The following is an 18,872-nucleotide window of genomic DNA, read 5'->3' as shown; positions in this document are numbered from 1 at the left end:
CCCACCCGGCCAGTGGCGGGCCGTCCCGGGTGCCGGTCGCTCAGTGGTCGCCGCCGCGGAGCTGGTCGACGGCGTGGGTGAGGATCGGGCCGAGGACGGCGAGCCCGTCGCGGGCGCCGCCGGTGGAGCCGGGCAGGTTGACGACCAGCATCCGGCCGACGACCCCGGCGACGCCCCGGGACAGCGCCGCCGTCGGCACCCGGTCCCGGCTGTGCGCCCGGATCGCCTCGGCGATGCCGGGGATCTCGTGGTCGAGCAGCGCGCGGGTCACGTCGGGGGTGCGGTCGGTCGGGGTGATGCCGGTGCCGCCGCTGGTCAGCACCACGTCGACCCCGTCGGCCAGGGCGGCCCGCAGCGCCGCGCCGACCGGCTCGCCGTCGGGCACCACCACCGGGTCGTCGACCTGGCAGCCCAGCTCGCGCAGGCCGGCGACGAGCAGCGGGCCGCTGGTGTCGGCGTAGACCCCGGCCGAGGCGCGGTTGGAGGCGACCACCACCCGGGCGCGGATCACGGTCGGTCCGCCGGCCGCTGCCACAGGCCCGTCTTGCCGCCCTCCTTGCGGAGCACCCGCACCGCGTCGACCGACGCCGCCGGGTCGACCGCCTTGACCATGTCGACCAGGGCGAGGCCGGCGACCGCCACGGCGGTCAGCGCCTCCATCTCCACGCCCGTGCGGTCGGCGGTCCGCGCCGTGGCGGTGATCTCGACGGTGTCGTCGGTCAGCGTCAGGTCGACCGTCACGCCGTGCAGCGCGATCGGGTGGCAGAGCGGGATCAGGTCCGGGGTCCGCTTGGCCCCCATGATGCCGGCGAGCCGACCGACGGCGAGCGCGTCGCCCTTGGGCAGCCCGTCGCGGCGCAGCAGGTCGACCACCTCGGCGGTGGTCCGCAGCCGGCCGGCGGCCACCGCGAGCCGGCCGGAGACCGCCTTGGCGGAGACGTCGACCATGCGGGCCGCGCCCGCCGCGTCGACGTGGGTGAGCTGGGCGGGATCCGTCACGGTCGCGAGCCTATCCTCCGGTACGCCCGGCCCCGGTTCCCACCTTCCCCGACGCGGGGCGGTCCCGTGGACGGGCGTCCGGGCGGACAAAGGAATTGCATCGACGAGACGGCGTTTCCCCGCCGGGGGCATTCGGCGCGACTGCCGGGAGTCGGTCCGTCCCGGTGCGTCACGCTGCGACGGGAGACACCGCCACTTCCGGGGCGAGCGGGAAAGAAACACCCGAAGCGCGGATGAGCCGAGAGGCGGACCTCGCCAGACTGGGTACGGGGACGAGCCGTACTCTTTGCCGACCACGTAGCCGCGCGACACAGAAACGACAAGCGCGACGCAATTCCCTGTAGAGCGCTCCGCACAGGTTCCGTAAACACACCGTGACAAATCATCCCCGGGTTGGCTTATATTGCGCATACCGACATTTATCAGTACAGAATTGGACGGGACCGGCCTTAAGCTTTCCTCCGTCAGACAGGAACGGCAGAAAGGCTGGGGGCTGTGATGAAGTCGCACGAGTGGAGTTGAGAGCACTTCTCGGAGCGGATAAAGGCCAGTACCCTGAGGAACGCATAGCCATCGGTGACAACGCGAGGACGATGGGTGGCCGCTCCGACGAATCGACGGACCGAGACCGATCGGCGACTCCAGTCGCTAGTCGGTCTCGTCGTCGTTTGTGCGTCCGCCGCCCTCGTCGTCTCCACCGACCAGCTCCTGGCCGGGAGCGACCCCGGCAACCTGGCACTCTGGGCGGCGCTCGTCTCGCTGGTCGCCATCGGGGTCACGGTGAAGGTCCGGGTCCGGATCAGAGCCACGAACCACGACATCGCCTGGACCGAGACCGCCATCCTCATCGGCCTGGCCGTCGCCTCAACCCCCATGGTGGTCCTCGCCACCGCCCTCGGCATCGCGATCACCACCTGGCTGGACCGGAAGACCACGCTCAAGACGCTGTTCGGCATCGGCAAGAACACGCTGGTCGCCGCCGTCGCGGGGGCGACCCTGCACGCCGCCGGCTGGCGCACCGGTGACGACCTGATCGTCCATCTCGTCCTGCCGCTCTCCGTCGCCTACCTGGCGGCCGTGGTCCTCGACGAGCTGGTCACCCTCCCGGTCATCGCGATGGCGACCGGCGAGCGGCTGCGGGACCTGTTCCGGGAGGACTGGGGCCTGCGGGCCGCCACCGCCGCCGCCCGGCTCCTGGTGATCATCGGCACCGTCTTCATCCTCCGGGCCGACAGCCGCCTCCTGCTCGCCGTCCCGCCCCTGGTGCTGAGCCTGCACCTGCTCTACAGCAACCGGGTCCGCACCCGCACCGAGCAGCAGGCGTGGCAGCGCCTGGCCCGCACCACCGACGCGCTCAACGTCGTCGACCTCGACAAGGTCCTCACCACCGCCGTCACCCAGGCCGCCGAGCTGTTCTCCGCCGACGAGGTGGAGATCTTCCTGCGCGGGACGGGCCGGACGGTCCGCGGCTCCGCCGGCACCCTCACCTACGACGGGCCGACCGGCCCCGGCGGCACGGCGCACGGGTCGGTGATCTCCGCCCGCCTGGAAGGGCACGACCGCACCGTCGACGTCGGCACGCTCCGCCTGCGGTTCCACGGCCCCGTCCAGTTCTCCGAACGCGAGCAGTACACCCTGCGCACCTTCACCTCGGCGCTGTGCACCGCCGTCCGCAACGCCCAGGCGTACGCCGAACTGGCCCGCGTCGCCGACGAGCACGCGTACGCGGCGACCCACGACACCCTCACCGGCCTGGCCAACCGGCGGCACCTGCTGGACCAGGGCAGCGAACAGCTCAACGCCCGGCACGCCGACGGGGTGACCGCGCTCGTGCTGATCGACCTCAACCACTTCAAGGAGGTCAACGACACCCTCGGCCACGCCGCCGGCGACCAGGTGCTCCTGCAGGTCGCCGACCGGCTGCGCGGCGCCGCCCAGGGCGGCGACCTGGTGTCCCGCCTCGGCGGCGACGAGTTCGCCGTGCTCCTGCGCGGCCTGCCCGCCCCGGCGGTGGCCGCGCACCGCACCGAGGCCCTGCTCGCCGCGCTGCACGAGCCCCTCGACGTCGACGGCATGCGGATCAGCGTGGAGGCCAGCGGCGGCATCGCGATCGCGCCGGCCAGCGGCGGAATGCCGGAGCTGCTGCGCCGCGCCGACGTCGCGATGTACCAGGCGAAGCGCGCCGGCCAGCGGATCGCCACCTACGCGCCGACGCGGGACACCGCCGACCTCGGCCGGCTCACCCTCGGCGGTGAGCTGCCCCGGGCGGTCGCCGACCAGGAGTTCACCGTCAACTTCCAGCCCATCGTCGACCTCGGCACCGGCGAGGTGACCAGCGCGGAGGCGCTGGCCCGCTGGCACCACCCGGTGCACGGCATCATCGACCCGCTGCGCTTCCTGGAGGCCGTCGAGCGCTCCGGCCTGCTCCCCGCGTTCGCCGAGGCGATCCTCGACCAGGCGCTCATCGCCGCCAACAGCTGGCGCGACGCCGGCTTCGACCTGCCCGTGGCGGTCAACGTGTCGCCGCGCAGCCTGCTCGACGCCCGCTTCCCCGGCTCCGTGCTGGCCCGGCTGCGCGCCCACGACCTGCCGCCGGACCGGCTGGTCCTGGAGCTGACCGAAACGCTGACCCTCAGCCAGCTCGACGTGGTCGACCGGGTGCTCAGCCGGCTGCGCGACGAGGGCGTCCGGCTGGCCCTGGACGACTTCGGCACCGGCTACTCGTCGCTGTCCCTGCTCTCCCGCATCCCCGTCCACGAGCTCAAGATCGACCGCAGCTTCGTGTCGGCCATGGAGGGATCGGCCGAGGCCGCCGCCGTCATCCGGTCCACCCTCGACCTCGGCCGCAGCCTCGGGCTCACCGTCGTCGCCGAGGGGGTGGAGAGCGAACCGCAGCGCCGCGCCCTCTGGGAGCTGGGCTGCACCGCCGGGCAGGGCCACCTCTTCGGCCGGCCGGTGCCGGCCGGCACGCTCCTGTCCACCCTGCACCGCGGCTTCGGCGGTCGCACCGGCACCCTCGCCCCGCCGCTGCACGACGCGGGCACCGTGGTCCGGCTTCCCGCCGGGCGGCGGCAGGGTGGCCGCAGCCGGGGAGAGCGTCTGCCACACTTGCCCGCGTGACCGCCGCCGCCGACCGGGCCACCCGCGCCCCCGCACGCTGGCGCAGGATCGACCGGGCCGCCGGCGGCCTCGCCCTCGACCTCGGGCTCTACGGTGCCTCCGCCGCGTTCGCGGCGATCACCGCCGGCACCTCCACCCTCCCGCCGCACCGCGCCTGGGGCACCGTCGCCGCGTTCGGCTACCTGCTCGCCGCGCTCGCCGTCGCCGGCCAGCTCGCCGCCCGCCGCCGGGACGCCGCCGGGACGCTCGCCGCCCTGCCGGCCCGCTGGGCGGTCACCGGGCTGGCCTGGGCCACCACCACGCTGCTGCCGCTGCTGGTGCAGAGCGCGCAGCGGGCCGCCGGCCGCACCGACCGGGCGCAGGAGGAGGTGGTCGTCGTCGAGCACAGCGGCAACCGCCTCGTCGAGACCGGCACGCCCTACCTCGGGCACGACGCGATCGCCGCGCTCCCCGCCGACGAGCGGCTGCTCGGCTACACCCCGTACCAGCCGGGCATGGCCCTGTTCGGCCTGCCGCGCGCCGTCGCCGACGGCTGGTGGACGGACGCCCGGGTCTGGTTCGCCGTCGCCACCGCGCTGCTCCTCGCCCTGGCGGTGGCCGCCCTGCGCACCGGAGCCCCGGCCGCCCTCGGCACCTCGGCCCTCGGCACCTCGGCCGGCGACGACGACCGGGCGGCGGCCGTGCTGCGCGGGATCCAGGCGGCGACCGTGCTGCCGGTCTGCGCCCTCACCCTCGCCACCGGCGGCGACGACCTGCCGGTGCTCGCCGCCTGCCTGCTGGCCCTCGCCCTCGCCGCCAGCGGCCGGCCGGGCCGCGCCGGCCTCGCGATCGGCGTGGCGGGCGCGTTGAAGCTCTTCGCCTGGCCGGTCGCCCTCGTGCTGATCGCCTGGGCGGCCACCCACCGCTGCGCCGGGCGGCTCGCCGCCGGCGCGCTCGGCGTGCCGGCGCTCGCCCTGCTCCCCGCCCTGCTCGTCGACCGCGACGCGCTGGTCGAGAACGTGCTGCGCTTCCCGCTCGGCCACGGCCTGGTGACCAGCCCGGCGCAGTCCCCGTTCCCCGGTCACCTCATCGCCACCGCCCTGCCCGCCGGCCGGGTCGTCGCCGCCGCGCTGCTCGTCGCCGCCGGGGCCGCGATCGCCCTCCGGCTCCTGCGCCGCCCGCCCCGCACGGCCGCCGCCGCCGCCCTGATCTGCGGGTACGGGCTGCTCGCGGCGATCCTGCTGATGCCCACCACCCGCTTCGGTTACCTGCTCTACCCGGTGGCCCTGCTCGCCTGGGCACCCGCCCTGGCCCGCCCCGAGCCGGGCCCCGCCGCCCCCTGACCGGGGGGCTTCGCCCCGACGGCCGGCGCGGTCGACCGGCACGGCGTACACCTGAGATATGACGACGACCTTCCGCGACCGGGAAGACGCCGGCCGGGTCCTCGCCGACCGGCTCGCCGGCCTCGTCGGGCACTCCGACGTCACCGTGCTCGGGCTCGTCCGAGGCGGCGTGCCCGTGGCCCGGGTGGTCGCCGAGCGGCTCGGCGTCCCCCTCGACGTGCTGGTGGTCCGCAAGCTCGGCCTGCCCCTGGCCCCCGAGGTCGCCTTCGGCGCGCTCGGCCCCAACGGCGTGCGGGTGCTCAACGAGACGGTGGCCGCCCGGCTCGACGCCGGGGAGGTGGCCGAGGTGCAGCGCCGTGAGCAGGCGGAACTGGAACGCCGCGAGCAGCGCTACCGGGCCGGGCGACCCCCGCTCGACCTGACCGGCCGCACCGCCGTCGTCGTCGACGACGGCCTGGCCACCGGGGCGACCGCCCGCGCCGCCGTCCAGGTGGCCCGGCACCTCGGCGCCCGCCGGGTGGTCGTCGCGGTGCCCGTCGGCTCGCAGCAGGCGTACGAGATGCTCGCCGCCGAGGCCGACGAGGTCGTCTGCGCCGAGCGGCCTGCCGACTTCGGCGCGGTCGGCGCCTACTACTTCGACTTCCACGAGGTGTCCGACGACGAGGTGACCAACGCGCTAGCGGCGATCGGGTGACCTGACCGGGTACCTTCGGGTAATGCAGCTCACCTGTCCCAAGTGTCACGGAGACATGCGCCAGTACGAGCGCAGCGGAGTCGTCATCGACCAGTGCGGCGAATGTCGGGGGATCTTCCTCGACCGCGGCGAACTGGAGAAGCTGTTCGAGGCCGAGGCGAACTGGAACCGGCAGCAGTCGGCGGGCGCCCCGAACCAGGCCCGGCCGGCGCAGGCACCCGGCGCATACCCGCCGCCTCCACCTCCCGCCCCCCAGCCGGGCTACGGCGCGGTGCCCCCGCCCCCGCCGCCGCCCCCGACGCACGGCTACCCGCCGCCCGCCCCCGCGTACGGCGGGCACGCCCAGCCGCACTACGGCTACCACGGCCACTACCGCCGTAAGAAGCACCACGGCGGCTTCCTCGGCGAACTCTTCGACTGACCCGTCCAGGCGATCGCCATGTCGGCGGCGTGGGGCAGGTCCGATCCCGGTGACCGCCCCACGTCGCCGGCATGCCAGGAGGCGCCCGGCGTGCGAGGCTGCGTCCATGACGGCCGTTTCCCAGCCCGAGGCGCTGGCGCAGGCGTACGCGGGGATCACCGACGTCGTGGTCCCGCTCGACGACGCCGGCCTGCAACGGCCCACCCGGTGCCGGGGCTGGTTCGTCGCCGACCTGCTGTTCCACGTGCTCTGTGACGCGCAGCGGGCACTGGTGGCGCTCGCCAGCCCTACCGACGGGCCGGCCGACTGCGACGACGTCTCCTACTGGCGGGCCTTCACCGTCCCGGCCGAGGGCACCGGGACCGGTCGGCGGGCGGCCCGCGACGAGGCCGGCAGCGGTGACCGGCACGCCTGGTGGGCCCGGCGCGCGGCCGCCGCGTTCGAGCGCCCGAGCGGGGTGGTCCGGGTCTGGGCCGACACGGCCCCCGCCGCCGTGCGCGCCGCCGCCGCGGCCGACCCGGCCGGCTTCGTCACCACGCAGGGCCACGTGCTGCGGGTGCCGGACCTGCTGGCCACCCTCACCACCGAGGCGGTCGTGCACCACCTCGACCTGATCGTCGACCTGCCCGACGCCCCGCCACCGGCCGCGTTGCCCGTCCGGGTCGCGGTGGCGAGCCTCTGCGGGCTGCTCAGCGACGACGCCGTCCGGCCCGTCGGCTGGGACGACCGGGACTTCCTGCTCAGGGCCACCGGCCGGGTGCCGCTGACCGACCGGGAACGATGGGAGTTGGGCGAGGCCGCCGGCTGGTTCCCGCTGATCGGCTGAAGCGACTGCGGCCGGGTCACTGGGGAGCGGCCAGGCCGGAGGGTGCCCCGCCGGCTCAGACGATCGCCATGTCGACGAAGCGGGACAGGTGGAGTTGGGCGGCCACGGTGATCGAATCGGTCGGCCCGTTCCGGTGCTTGGCGACGATGAAGTCCGCCTCCCCGGCGCGCGGCGACTCCTTGTCATAGTAGTCATCCCGGTGCAAAAGGATTACCACGTCAGCATCCTGCTCAATTGATCCTGATTCGCGCAGATCGGACAGCTGCGGTCGCTTGTCCGTACGCTGCTCCGGGCCACGGTTCAGCTGACTCACCGCGATCACCGGGCACTCGACCTCCTTGGCGAGCAGCTTGAGGCCACGGGACAGGTCCGCGACCTCCTGCTGCCGGCTCTCGGTGCGCTTCGGCGACGTCATGAGCTGGAGATAGTCGACGACGATCAGCTTCAGGTCGTGCTTCTGCTTGAGCCGACGCGCCTTCGCCCGGATCTCCATCAGGTTCATGCTCGGCGTGTCGTCGACGAAGAGCGGCGCCTCGCTGATCTCACCCATGCAGCGGGCCAGCTTGGTCCAGTCGTCGTCGGAGAGCTGGCCGCTGCGCAGCACGTGCAGCGGGACGCGGGCCTCCGCCGAGAGCAGTCGCATGACGATCTCGACCTTGCTCATTTCGAGCGAGAAGATCGCCGACGCCTGGTTGGCCCGGATGGCCGCGTTCCGGGCGAAGTCCATGCTCGCGGTGCTGTTGTGCGTCGGGATCATGGACCGGCCGGCCAGGTAGAGGTGGTCCGGGTTGTCCACCGTCACGCAGCGGACCGGGACGCTCGGCACCGGCCGCACGTCGACGATGAACCGGGCGCGGGCGTCCGGGGCCGTCCGCTGCCGCGCGGCGTGCGCCGCCCGCCTGTCCGCCAGGCGGAAGACGGTGTCGGGCGTCGAGAAGTCCACGGTGTACGCGACGGGCGAGCCCTCCCGTGCCGGCTGCTCGTCGACGGTGCACTGGTAGCCGAGGCCGACCACGAGTTCCCGGACGCAGCCGGTCAACCGACGGGAGGTCGAAACGTACCGGAGGGTCCCGTCGGGGCGCACCGTCCCGGCGGCGTCCATCAGGCCCGCGAGCAGTTCCCGGCGCTGGTCCTCCGACGCGCGGAGGTACTCCGGCGGGAGGTGCGGCTCGGCGCTGCCCTCGCCGACGCCCACCCCGAGGGCGTACGGCGCTACGGCGAGCTCCCGCTCGGGCAACCGCAGCGGCGCGCAGTTGCCGACGGCGTGGCGGGGTTGCCGGCCCGCCGCGTCGGTGTGCAGCGTGGCGGCGATCCGGGCGGTCGTCACCGCGTCCTGGGCGGCGGTGGTCCGCCACAGGTGCTCGGCGTCGGCCACGACGACCGAGCCGTCGGAGAACTCGACCTCGTAGCAGGGGCGGTCGTGCCGCACCTCGAAGGCGGCCGTGACGGTGGTCGGTGTGCCGTCCGCAGCGAGAAGCCGGTCACCGACCGTCACCTCGCCCATCGTGGTCCAGCCGTCGGGGGTGGGCAGCGGGGTGTCGAGCGCGAGCGCCTTGCCCAGACCGGGCCGGCCGGCCACGATGATCAGCTGGCCGGGGTGCAGGCCGTTGAGCAGCCGGTCGAGGTCGGTGAAGCCGGTCGGCACGCCGGTCATGACGCCGCCCTGGGCGCCCACCGCCTCGATCTCGTCGAGGGTCGGCTGGAGCATGTCCGCGAGGATGGCGAAGTCCTCGCTGACCCGGCGCTCGGTGATCTCGTAGACCGCCTGCTGCGCGAGGTCGACGATGTCGTCGACGTCGCGGCTGCCGTTGTTGCCGGTACCGTACCCGAGCTGCACGATCTTGGTGCCGGCCTCGACGAGGCGGCGGAGCACGGCCCGCTCCCCGACGATGCGGGCGTAGTAGGCGGCGTTGGCGGCGGTGGGGACCGTCGCGATGAGGGTGTGCAGGTAGGGCGCGCCGCCGATGCGGGCGAGGTCGCCCGAGTCGGCCAGGGCGGCGGCCACCGTGATCGCGTCGGCGGGCTCGCCCCGGCCGTAGATGTCGAGGATGGCGTCGAAGATCGTGGCATGCACCGGTCGGTAGAAGTCGGTGGACTTCAGGATCTCGACGACGTCGGCGATGGCGTCCTTGGACAGCAGCATGCCGCCGAGGACGCACTGCTCCGCGGCGACGTCCTGGGGTGGGGTCTTCTCGAACTGGCCGTCCCGCTGCGCGGGTGCCGGTGGCTGGCCGCCGCCCCGTGGTTCCGTCCGCATGTCGTCGGTGACCGACACGGGATCCCCCCTCCGCTGCGTCGGCATGGACTACCGCTCCGCCGCCGGGCACGACGACGTCCGATCGGACCGGTCGGGTCGATCGGGGGGTCATCGCACCGTCGGTCGAGAGGCAACCATACGGAACCCGAGGTCAGCGACTCAACCAGGCCGGTGGACGAGCCTTGGGACAACCTGTGGACGCCGGTGGACAACATGTGCGCAGGGTGTGCACAGGTTGTGGATAACTGTTGGGGAATTCTGGCGCGAAACGCCGTGACCTGCACGAACGTCGTCCCCACCCTGTGGAGGAGAAATTTCTGGTGAGCTTCCCGGGCGCTTCGTCCCGTACTATCTCCTGCAAACGGCTACACCTGGACAGCGGATTGCACTTTCGGTTCAGAAGGGTCACGCTCCGGCCGTGAGACACCGGGACTGGGGACGCGGGGAGGGCAGCCCGCGCGAGTGGCAGGCGAGCCTCCCGTGGGACGCCTCCGGCGACCAGCCTCCGGTCGACCCGCCCAGCTCGGCCGTCGAGCGCTACCGCACCCCGAGCCGCCGCCGGGCCGCGCGCCGTGGTCAGCAGGAGCCGGTCGAGACCTACCTGCCGCGGTGGGCGCTGGACTCGGGTGTCGAGCGGGCCGACGGCGGGGGTCGACACGCGGCCCCCGACGACGATGACGACGACGTCCGGCCCCACTCGGGCTCGGGCTGGCGCACCACCGAGACGACCACCAGTTGGCGGCGCGTCAGCGAGACAACGTGGCGGGACGTGCCCGCGATCGAGGCGGCCCCCGAGCGGGAGCGGCCCGGTGGCTGGCGCGACGTGCCCGCGATCGGCGCGGCCCCGGAGCCCGAGCGGCCCGGTGGCTGGCGCGACGAGGCTTCCCGCGACGAGGGTTACGTGGGCAGCAGGCGGGCCGACGAGGACGATCCGGTGTCGGGCGCGGCGCGGGCGGCCCGCCCCCGTCGGTCGTCGTCGCGCCGTCCCCAGGTGGTCTGGTCGGGCCTGGAGGACGTGGGCACCGCGACCGGCGCGGACGCGACGGAGGGCGAAGGGCGGCGGACCCGCCGCAGCCGCCGGGCGGGCGCGGATTCCTGGTCCACCCGACCGGCCGTGGATCCGTGGGAGCGGGGCTCCGCGGACACGCCGGAGACCAGCGGCGAGGCGCCGTCCTATCAGCCGGCGGTGGACCCGTGGGACGCCTCCGGCGTGCACGCGTGGGACCGGTCGGCGGTCGAGGGCCGGTGGGAGTCACCCGACGGCGCGGCCCGCTGGGACCAGACCGGCGAGATCGGCGACATCGGCGACATCGGGCGATGGGACCGCACCGGGGAGATCGGCCGGTGGGAGGAGACCGGGGACGTCGGCCGGTGGGACCAGACCGGGGAGATCGGCCGCTGGGACCGGGCCGGGGAGACCGGGCGGCGGGAACGGTCGACCACCGAGACGGGGCAGTGGGGCCGGGTCGACGATGGGCAGCGGTGGGATCGGGCGGTGGAGCCCCGGTCCGGGGACGGCTCGATCGAGGGATGGTCCTGGCCGGAGCACGTGGAGGGGTTCTGGTCGGGCACCCGGCTCGCGGGCGACGATCCCCGGTGGATGGACGCGCCGGCGTCCGCGCCGCGGTCACCGGTGGTGCCGTACACCGCCCCCCGGCCGCGGTCGGCGCCACGGCGCCGGGCGGAGCCGGCCCGGCGGAGGGGCGAGCCGGTCGGCGGCGCGCGGACGGTGGACGTGCCGTCCCGTCGGCGGGCGGAGTCGGCAACCGCCAGGTCCTGGAGCCGTCGTCTCGAGGACGACCTGCTCGACCCGGATCCGGGCGGGCCGTTCCGGCCGTTGGTCTACACGGCGGCGTGCTATCTGCTGCCGGCCGTGCTGGTCTTCGTCTGGCTGCTGACCCTGGACGGGCAGGCACCGGCCGGCTGCGTGACGGACATCAGCGGTGGCGGCTGCGACTCGCCACGGTCGCACGCCCTCGGCTCGCTGGTGAACGGGGCACCCCGGTTCGGCCTGGCGCTGGCCAGCAGCCTCCTGGTCGCGCTGCTGCTGCGGCGCGTCGGCACGACGTGGCGGTCGGCGACGGTGGCGCTGGCGGCAGCCGTCGTCGGCGGCGGGCTGTCGACGGTGATGATCAGCGCGGTGACCGGCCAGCCCATCGGCTGACCGAGGCCGCACGCGGCCCTCGGCGACACTCCGCCGCAGAGCGGGCCGTTCGTCTGCTCACGCTCGCCGGGTCGAGCCGGTCCGGCCACGGCCCGCCGGTCCTGGTGGGCCGGCCTGGTCCGCCTGCGTCCGCCGGCCGAGCGAGATCGTCCACCCGTCGAAGGCGGAAGGGCCCGCACCGGCGATCCGGTGCGGGCCCTTCGCGTGGTGCTGTCGGGTGTCAGCCCTGGACGACGTTCAGGTCGAACTTGGCGGTCACCTCGGGGTGCAGCCTGATGCTGACCGGGTACGCGCCGAGCGACTTGATGTGGCCGGACGTCTCCAGCCGACGACGGTCGAGGGCCGGGCCGCCGGCCGCCTTGACGGCGTCGACGATCTCGGCCGGGGTGACCGAGCCGAAGAGCCGCCCGCCGTCGCCGGCGCGGGCCTTCAGGCTGACCTTGAGGCCCTCGAGCTGGGCCTTGACCTCGTTGGCGTGGCCGAGGTCGCGGATCTCGCGGGCCGAGCGGGCCCGCTTGATGACCGTGACCTGCTTCTCCGCGCCCTTGGTCCAGGCGATCGCGAAGCCCTGCGGGAGCAGGTAGTTACGGCCGTAGCCGTTCTTGACCTCGACGATGTCGCCCGGGGCACCGAGGCCGGACACCTCCTGAGTCAGGATGATCTTCATATCGGTGCCTCCTCTCAGCGGGCCGTGGCCGTGTACGGCAGGAGCGCCATCTCGCGGGCGTTCTTGACCGCGCGGGCGATCTGCCGCTGCTGCTGCGAGGTCACGCCGGTCACCCGCCGAGCGCGGATCTTGCCGCGGTCGGAGATGAACTTGCGCAGCAGCGCGGTGTCCTTGTAATCGATGTACGTGATCCCGTCCTTGTCGAGCGGGTTCACCTTCTTCTTAGGTTTGCGAAGTGCAGCGGCCTTGGCCATTGCTCGGGCTCCTGGTTTGCGATCGCGGGCGCTCGGCGCCATTAGAACGGAGGCTCCTCGTCGAAGTTGCCGCCACCCGAACCACCGCGCGAGGGAGCCGGCGCAGCCGAGGCCCAGGGGTCGTCGAAGTTGCCTCCGCCGCCGCCCTGGTTGCCACCACCGCCACCGCCGAAGCCGCCGCCACCGGAGCGGGACATCTTCTGCACCTTCGCCGTGGCGTAGCGCAGGGACGGGCCGATCTCGTCGACCTCCAGCTCGATGACGGTGCGCTTCTCACCCTCGCGGGTCTCGTAGGACCGCTGACGCAGCCGGCCCGACACGATCACGCGGGCACCGCGCTGCAGCGACTCGGCGACGTGCTCGGCGGCCTGCCGCCAGACCGTGCACGCGAGGAACAGCGGCTCGCCGTCCTTCCACTCGCCGGACGCCTTGTCCATGAACCGGGGCGTCGAGGCGACCCGGAACTTGGCGACCGCGGCCCCCGAAGGGGTGAAACGCAACTCGGGGTCATCGGTCAGATTGCCGATGACCGTGATGGTGGTGTCTCCTGCCATGACCATCTCCTCGCGCACTCATCGTTCGCCGTACAGGCTCTCAGGGCCCTACGACAACCTTGATGAGGCTGATCCGGGTGGTGAACCGGGTGGACTGTTAGCGCGTCTCCGGCCGGATGACCTTGGTGCGCAGCACGGACTCGTTGAGCCGCAGCTGACGATCCAGCTCGGCCACCGCCGCAGGCGTGGCCTGCAGGTCGACGACAGCGTAGATGCCCTCGGCCTTCTTGTTGATCTCGTACGCGAGGCGCCGGCGGCCCCATACGTCGGTCTTCTCGACCGAGCCACCCGCGGTCCGGATCACGTTCAGGTACGTGTCGAGCGACGGGGCGACGGTGCGCTCCTCGAGGCTGGGGTCGAGGATCACCATGATCTCGTAATGACGCAAGACGTGCTCACCTCCTGTGGGCTAGGCGGCCACGGTCCTTCCGTGGCAGGAGGTCTGGCGTCGTGACCGCTCCGGACCGGGGGAACCCGACCGGACGCGGACAACCGGACCAGGATACCCGGCCCGGACGATCATGCCCGGGCAGGTCGACGTCGGCGGTTCCCGCGCCGCCGCCGGGCGCGACCCGGCAGCGGACAGGGGCGCGCATAAGGAAACCGGGGGCCGGGCCGACGACGCGCGTCGACCCCGGCCCCCGGTCACGAGGCCGCGGGGCGTCCCGTCCGCATTCCTTGGGTGGGACCTGGGGAGGAACGACCACACCGATGAGGTTGGACCGAAACGCCCCGCGGAGCTTCTTGTGTTGTTATCCGACCGTACAACGATTTCGTCACGTGTGGAGAGAATCAGCACTTTTGCCCGATGATCGGCAGAAGGCCCGTCGTCGATCCCACCCGGACCAACGACCGGCGGGCCGGCCGGGTGACGACCGGTCGACCCGCCGACCGACACCGCGACCCGGCCGCTCCGTCGCCCCGCACGTCGGTGCCTCGACGTAGGCTCGCCTGCATGCGTATCGGAGCCCACGTCGATTCCGCCGACCCGCTGTCCGAGGCCACCGCCCGAGCCGCCGACGCCGTGCAGTTCTTCCTCTCCGATCCGCAGGGCTGGAAGGCCCCGAAACCCAGGGAGGACGCCGACCGGTTGCGCGCCGCCGAGGTCGACCTCTACGTCCATGCGCCGTACGTCATCAACGTGGCGACGCTGAACAACCGGATCCGCATCCCGAGCCGGAAGCTGCTGCTCAGCCACGCGACGGCGGCTGCGGAGATCGGCGCGAAGGGCCTGATCGTGCACGGCGGGCACGTCAACGCGGGCGACGACCTGGCGGTCGGGTTCGACAACTGGCGCAAGACCTTCGCGTACGCGGCGGACGCCGGGGGCTTCGCCCTGCCGGTGCTGATCGAGAACACCGCAGGTGGGGACAACGCCTGCGCCCGACGCCTCGACGCGCTGGCCCGGCTCTGGGACGCGCTCGGCGACTACGAGGTGGGCTTCTGCCTCGACACCTGTCACGCGCACGCCGGGGGTGAGGAGCTGCTCGACCTGGTCGACCGCGTGAAGGCGATCACCGGGCGGATCGACCTGGTGCACGCCAACAACTCGAAGGACACGTTCGGTTCGGGGCGGGACAGGCACGACAACCTCGACGGCGGCACCATCGACCCGGAGCTGGTGGTGGCCGTGATCCGCGCGGCGGGTGCCCCGGCGATCGTGGAGACCCCCGGCGGCGTGGACGGTCAGGGTGCGGACATCACCTTCCTACGCGACCGACTCGCCGTGGGGAGCCCGGCCGCATGACGACCGAGCAGTCCGGCGCCACGGACGAGGCCACCGCCGCGACGAAGCCGACCACGGCCGGCGCCCCCGCGGCGGACGCGGCCGGGCCGGACGCCGCCGGCACGGAGCCGGCCGCGGGCGGGACAGCCGGGACCGAGCCGGCCGTCGGCGAGACCACCGGGAAGGCCACCACCTCCGGCGACCAGGACGCCCGGACGGACGGCGAGTCCGGTAAGGACGGCGAGCCCAAGAAGGACGCCGGCACCGAGGACGCCGGCAGCGCGAAGGGCGGCGACGCCGACGCCGACGGCACCGAGGACGGCGACGGCACGAAGGACGACAGCAGCGGCAAGGAGGGCGGGAAGCCGGACCGCTGGGAGGCGTTCGCCCCCGCCCCGGAGCCGGTGCCGGGTCGACTGCGGCGCGGGCTGCGCGCGGTCGGCCGTTTCGGCGTCCACGAGTGGACCCTGGCCGTGCTGGGCTCGCTGGCGCTGGCCGTCGCGCTCACCTGGCCGACGCTGCGCTACCCGCGCCACACGCTTCCGCAGGACTACTGGGACCCGAGCCTCCAGACCTGGCAGATGGCCTGGTCGGGGCACATCCTGAAGACCAACCCGGCGCAGCTGTGGCACTCCAACACGTTCTTCCCGGAGCCGTGGAGCTTCGCCTTCTCCGACACCCTGCTCGGGTACGCGCCGGCCGGCATGATCGGCACCGGCCCCGAGGCGGCCCTGCTCCGCTACAACATCATGTTCGTGTTGGCCCACGCGCTCGCCACGCTCGGGGCGTACGCGCTGGCGCGGCAGCTCGGGGCGGGGCGCGCGGGCGCGGCGGTGGCCGGGGTCGGCTACGCGTACGCCCCCTGGCTGCTCGCCCAGGCGGGGCACCTGCACATCATCTCCAACGGCGGCATCCCGCTGGCGCTGGCCATGCTGGCCCGCGGGCACGGCTGGTCGCTGCGCCACGGCTACCGCCCCGAGCGGCGGCACGCCGGGTGGGCGTACGCCGGGTGGGTGGTGGCCGCCTGGCAGCTCAGCCTGGGCTTCGGCATCGGGCTGCCGTTCGCGTACGTGCTGGCGGTGGTGACGCTCGTCGCCACCGTGACCTGGTTCGTCCGGCGCCGGTCGGTGCGGCGGCCGTTCGGGGTGCGGCTGCTCGTCGCCGACGTCGTCGGCGCGCTGCTCTTCGCGGGGGTGGGCGCCCTGCTGGCCGTCCCCTACTTCAAGGTCGCCGAGCTGCACCCGAACGCGGCCCGCACCCTCGACGACGTCGGCATCTACTCGCCGCCGCTCTCGGGCTTCTTCACCGCACCGGCCGAGTCCCGCGTCTGGGGCACGCTGCACGAGGGGGCGCGCGCCGGGTTGCCCTGGAACTCCCCGGAGATGACCCTGCTGCCCGGCTTCGTGCTCTACGCGCTGGCGGCGGGCGGGCTGTTCTTCTCGGTGTGGCGGCTGCGGCACCGGCTGCTGCTGCTCGCCGGGGTGGTGGTGACGGCGATCCTGGCCATGGGCACCCGGTTCTTCGGCGGCACCTTCACCTACGGTCTGCTGTTCGAGTATCTGCCGGGCTGGAACGGCCTACGCACGCCGGGGCGGATGATGCTCTGGACGACGCTGCTGCTCGGGCTGCTCGCCGCCGGGGCGGTCAGCGCCTTCGCGATCCGGGTGCGCGAGTGGGCCGCCGAGCGGGTCCCACCGTGGCCGGGCCCGTGGCTGCGGCTGGCCACCGTGCTGCCGCTGCTGCTGGTGATCGCCGAGGGCCTCAACGTCACCCCGCATCCGGTGGTGCCGGTCCAGCCCGCCGCGATGCGGTCGGTGGACGGCCCGCTGCTCGTGCTGCCCAGCGACCAGGGCCCGGACCAGCTGGTGATGCTGTGGTCGACCAGTCGGTTCCAGGACGTGGTCAACGGCGGCAGCGGCTTCACCCCGCAGCGGCAGATCGAGATCCGGAAGGCGACCGAGACGTTCCCGGACCAGGCGAGCGTGACCTACCTGCGTGCCCTGGGCGTGCGCAACGTGGTGGTGCTGCGCGACCAGATCGCCGACACGCCGTGGGCCACCACGATCGACGCCCCGGTCGACGCGCTCGGCATCACCCGCGAGCAGGTCGACAACGCGGTGGTCTTCCGCCTCTGACAGCGGACCCGGCTGCCTCGCCGGGCCCGAGACGCGGCCGGCCCGGGCCGGAAGCCCGGGCCGTGCCGAGCGCCGTCAGGCCGCCGTCGGGGCGGGCACGGCGGCGGGCTCGCTGGGCTCGGGTCGCCGTCGCCACCGGTCCACCCAGGGCGCGTCCGGCGCGCCGTCGAGCACCCCGCCGTCGGGGTCGTCGGCGTAGGTGTCCCGCACCGCGTCGCGCTCGGGGTGCAGGATCTCCTTCACGACCAGCACGCAGAGCAGCGCGACGGTGCCCAGCCGCAGCGTCGCCGCCAGCACGAAGACCCCCTCGGGGAAGACCGGGCGGCTGGTCGCCGAGCCGAGCAGTTCCCCGTAGAAGGCGGCGAAGTAGCCGATCTCGGCGACCTGCCAGGCGATGAAGGCACCCCACCTGGGGCGGGCGAGGACGACCAACGGCAGCAGCCAGAGGACGAACTGCTGCGACCAGACCTTGCTGAAGATGAGGAACGCGGCGACGACGAGGAAGGCGAGTTGGGCCAGCCGGGGCCGCTTCGGCGCACGCAGGGCCAGCACCGCGACGCCGAGGCAGGCCAGCCCGAACAGGGCGTACGAGAGCCAGTTCAGGGTGGGGATGTTGGCGTTGAGCCACTCGAAGGGCCCCATCGAGCCGGGGCCACCGGTGTTGACCTTGCCGTCGAGGTAGCGCCCGATGTACCAGAGCGTGCCCCAGTCGATGGGCCGGGTGGTGTTCAGCTCGAAGAAGCGGTCCCAGTTGTCGCGGTACGGCACGGCCGCCGGCAGGTTGACCGCGACGAGGGCGACGAGGGCCGTACCGACGGCGGTGAGGCCGGCGCGGATCCGGTTGGCGCGCAGCGCGAGCACGAGGATCGGCCCGAGGACGAACAGCGGCCACATCTTGGCCGCGCCGGCCAGGCCGAGCAGCACCCCGGCCAGTGCCGGCCGGCTGCGGGCCCAGGCGAGGAAGCCGAACGCGGCCAGCCCGACGGCGAGCAGGTCCCAGTTGACGGTGGCGGTGAGGAACAGGGCCGGGGCCAGCGCGAAGAGGGCGGCGTCCCAGGGTCGTCGGCGGCGCAGGGCGAGGATGACCGCGACGGTCGCCACGGCGAGGGCGCTGAGCACCAGGGCGTTGGCGTTGTACGCCCACTGCCCCTGGTTGATCTCCGGGTTGTCGACGCCGAGGGCGTGCACCGGCAGCCCGAGGGCACCCATGAAGTAACCGGTCAACACCGGGTACTCGACGGGGTGGTCCCGGTAGGGCACCTTGCCCTCGTTGAGCCCCTCGGCGTAGTAGAGCGCCAGCACGTCGGTGTAGCACATCCGGGTGTACTGGATGTTGTTCTGCCACGCGCCGTCCTGGCAGGGGGACTTCTGCACCCAGTGCAGGGCGAGGGTCAGGCAGGCCAGGGCCAGCACGATCCGGGCGGCCGTCCAGAACCGGCTCTCCCGGTCGGCGGGCCGGTCCAGCGCCACCGCGTGGTCGCCCAGCGGGCCACCGATCAGCTCGGATGCGCCACGGACGAACCCGTCCGACCGGGACGGGTGGTCACCGGGCCCGGCGTCGTCCATGTCTGCCGTCGACTGGGTGCTCATGGATGTATATCTTGCCTCATCTGAGCCTCATCTCGCGCCCTTGACGAGGGCTGAAGGGGGTTGCAAGGCGTGAATCCGAAAGCGCCTCACCCCGTTCCATTTTGGGTCTAAAGGACGTCTCGTAACTCGGTGAACGCCTGGCC

16 protein-coding genes are annotated in these 18,872 nt (G+C 73.5%); 8 read left to right on the top strand and 8 right to left on the bottom strand.

The features are described 5' to 3' along the window. Positions 1 to 40: 40 nt before the first annotated feature. Both ACVMYR_RS04525 and moaC read right to left on the bottom strand, forming a co-directional pair. The gene (locus tag ACVMYR_RS04525; protein WP_043963628.1) at positions 41 to 511 is read right to left on the bottom strand and encodes a MogA/MoaB family molybdenum cofactor biosynthesis protein; all 471 of its coding nucleotides are present in this window, start codon (positions 509 to 511) and stop codon (positions 41 to 43) included. Then, positions 508 to 999 (bottom strand): cyclic pyranopterin monophosphate synthase MoaC, encoded by a 492-nt coding sequence (moaC, locus tag ACVMYR_RS04520; RefSeq protein WP_431892919.1) that lies wholly within the window; start codon positions 997 to 999, stop codon positions 508 to 510. Before moaC ends, ACVMYR_RS04525 begins: the two co-directional genes overlap by 4 nt. A gap of 597 nt (positions 1,000 to 1,596) precedes the next feature. Between moaC and ACVMYR_RS04515 the strand changes: the two genes are divergently transcribed. The 5 genes from ACVMYR_RS04515 (at position 1,597) to ACVMYR_RS04495 (ending at position 7,382) form a co-directional block, all read left to right on the top strand. Beyond that, on the top strand, positions 1,597 to 4,119 hold the full coding sequence (locus ACVMYR_RS04515) for a putative bifunctional diguanylate cyclase/phosphodiesterase (RefSeq protein WP_396789194.1): 2,523 nt from the start codon (positions 1,597 to 1,599) through the stop codon (positions 4,117 to 4,119). Beyond that, on the top strand, positions 4,116 to 5,441 hold the full coding sequence (locus ACVMYR_RS04510; protein ID WP_457121149.1) for a glycosyltransferase 87 family protein: 1,326 nt from the start codon (positions 4,116 to 4,118) through the stop codon (positions 5,439 to 5,441). The genes ACVMYR_RS04515 and ACVMYR_RS04510 overlap by 4 nt, the downstream gene beginning before the upstream one ends. A 58-nt stretch (positions 5,442 to 5,499) precedes the next feature. Further along, positions 5,500 to 6,135, top strand: a complete 636-nt coding sequence (locus ACVMYR_RS04505) for a phosphoribosyltransferase (RefSeq protein ID WP_228987071.1) — start codon at positions 5,500 to 5,502, stop codon at positions 6,133 to 6,135. A 22-nt stretch (positions 6,136 to 6,157) separates the two neighbouring features. Then, the gene (locus ACVMYR_RS04500) at positions 6,158 to 6,556 is read left to right on the top strand and encodes a TFIIB-type zinc ribbon-containing protein (protein ID WP_091275929.1); all 399 of its coding nucleotides are present in this window, start codon (positions 6,158 to 6,160) and stop codon (positions 6,554 to 6,556) included. 106 nt (positions 6,557 to 6,662) lie between these two features. Continuing rightward, on the top strand, positions 6,663 to 7,382 hold the full coding sequence (locus tag ACVMYR_RS04495; RefSeq protein WP_077935332.1) for a maleylpyruvate isomerase N-terminal domain-containing protein: 720 nt from the start codon (positions 6,663 to 6,665) through the stop codon (positions 7,380 to 7,382). A gap of 55 nt (positions 7,383 to 7,437) precedes the next feature. Here ACVMYR_RS04495 and dnaB read toward each other — a convergent pair whose 3' ends face one another. Further along, the gene (gene dnaB / locus ACVMYR_RS04490; RefSeq protein ID WP_457121148.1) at positions 7,438 to 9,657 is read right to left on the bottom strand and encodes a replicative DNA helicase; all 2,220 of its coding nucleotides are present in this window, start codon (positions 9,655 to 9,657) and stop codon (positions 7,438 to 7,440) included. Between the two features lie 400 nt (positions 9,658 to 10,057). On the opposite strand from dnaB, the gene ACVMYR_RS04485 reads away from it, so the two are divergent. Then, positions 10,058 to 11,803 (top strand): hypothetical protein, encoded by a 1,746-nt coding sequence (locus ACVMYR_RS04485; RefSeq protein WP_457121147.1) that lies wholly within the window; start codon positions 10,058 to 10,060, stop codon positions 11,801 to 11,803. Positions 11,804 to 12,023: 220 nt separating this feature from the next. On the opposite strand, the gene rplI is transcribed toward ACVMYR_RS04485, so the two are convergent. From rplI to rpsF, 4 genes are all read right to left on the bottom strand, one after another. Further along, positions 12,024 to 12,470, bottom strand: coding sequence for a 50S ribosomal protein L9 (rplI, locus tag ACVMYR_RS04480; protein ID WP_077935333.1), 447 nt, complete (start codon positions 12,468 to 12,470; stop codon positions 12,024 to 12,026). Between the two features lie 14 nt (positions 12,471 to 12,484). Then, positions 12,485 to 12,724, bottom strand: coding sequence for a 30S ribosomal protein S18 (rpsR, locus tag ACVMYR_RS04475; protein WP_007073789.1), 240 nt, complete (start codon positions 12,722 to 12,724; stop codon positions 12,485 to 12,487). 41 nt (positions 12,725 to 12,765) lie between these two features. After that, positions 12,766 to 13,296 (bottom strand): single-stranded DNA-binding protein, encoded by a 531-nt coding sequence (locus tag ACVMYR_RS04470; protein WP_176734099.1) that lies wholly within the window; start codon positions 13,294 to 13,296, stop codon positions 12,766 to 12,768. Positions 13,297 to 13,375: 79 nt separating this feature from the next. Next, complete coding sequence (rpsF, locus tag ACVMYR_RS04465) at positions 13,376 to 13,666, bottom strand: 30S ribosomal protein S6 (protein WP_043960965.1); 291 nt, start codon at positions 13,664 to 13,666, stop codon at positions 13,376 to 13,378. Between the two features lie 567 nt (positions 13,667 to 14,233). On the opposite strand from rpsF, the gene ACVMYR_RS04460 reads away from it, so the two are divergent. Both ACVMYR_RS04460 and ACVMYR_RS04455 read left to right on the top strand, forming a co-directional pair. Then, positions 14,234 to 15,025, top strand: coding sequence for a deoxyribonuclease IV (locus ACVMYR_RS04460; protein ID WP_431892906.1), 792 nt, complete (start codon positions 14,234 to 14,236; stop codon positions 15,023 to 15,025). Continuing rightward, positions 15,022 to 17,139 (top strand): hypothetical protein, encoded by a 2,118-nt coding sequence (locus ACVMYR_RS04455; protein ID WP_457121146.1) that lies wholly within the window; start codon positions 15,022 to 15,024, stop codon positions 17,137 to 17,139. The genes ACVMYR_RS04460 and ACVMYR_RS04455 overlap by 4 nt, the downstream gene beginning before the upstream one ends. A 75-nt stretch (positions 17,140 to 17,214) precedes the next feature. On the opposite strand, the gene ACVMYR_RS04450 is transcribed toward ACVMYR_RS04455, so the two are convergent. Continuing rightward, the gene (locus ACVMYR_RS04450) at positions 17,215 to 18,729 is read right to left on the bottom strand and encodes a glycosyltransferase family 87 protein (protein ID WP_396789200.1); all 1,515 of its coding nucleotides are present in this window, start codon (positions 18,727 to 18,729) and stop codon (positions 17,215 to 17,217) included. Positions 18,730 to 18,872 lie beyond the last annotated feature (143 nt).

The sequence above is a fragment of the Micromonospora sp. PTRAS2 genome (genome assembly GCF_054052245.1).
The sequence above is the reverse complement of the archived record's forward strand: the minus strand, read 5'-3'. Positions and strand labels throughout refer to the sequence as shown.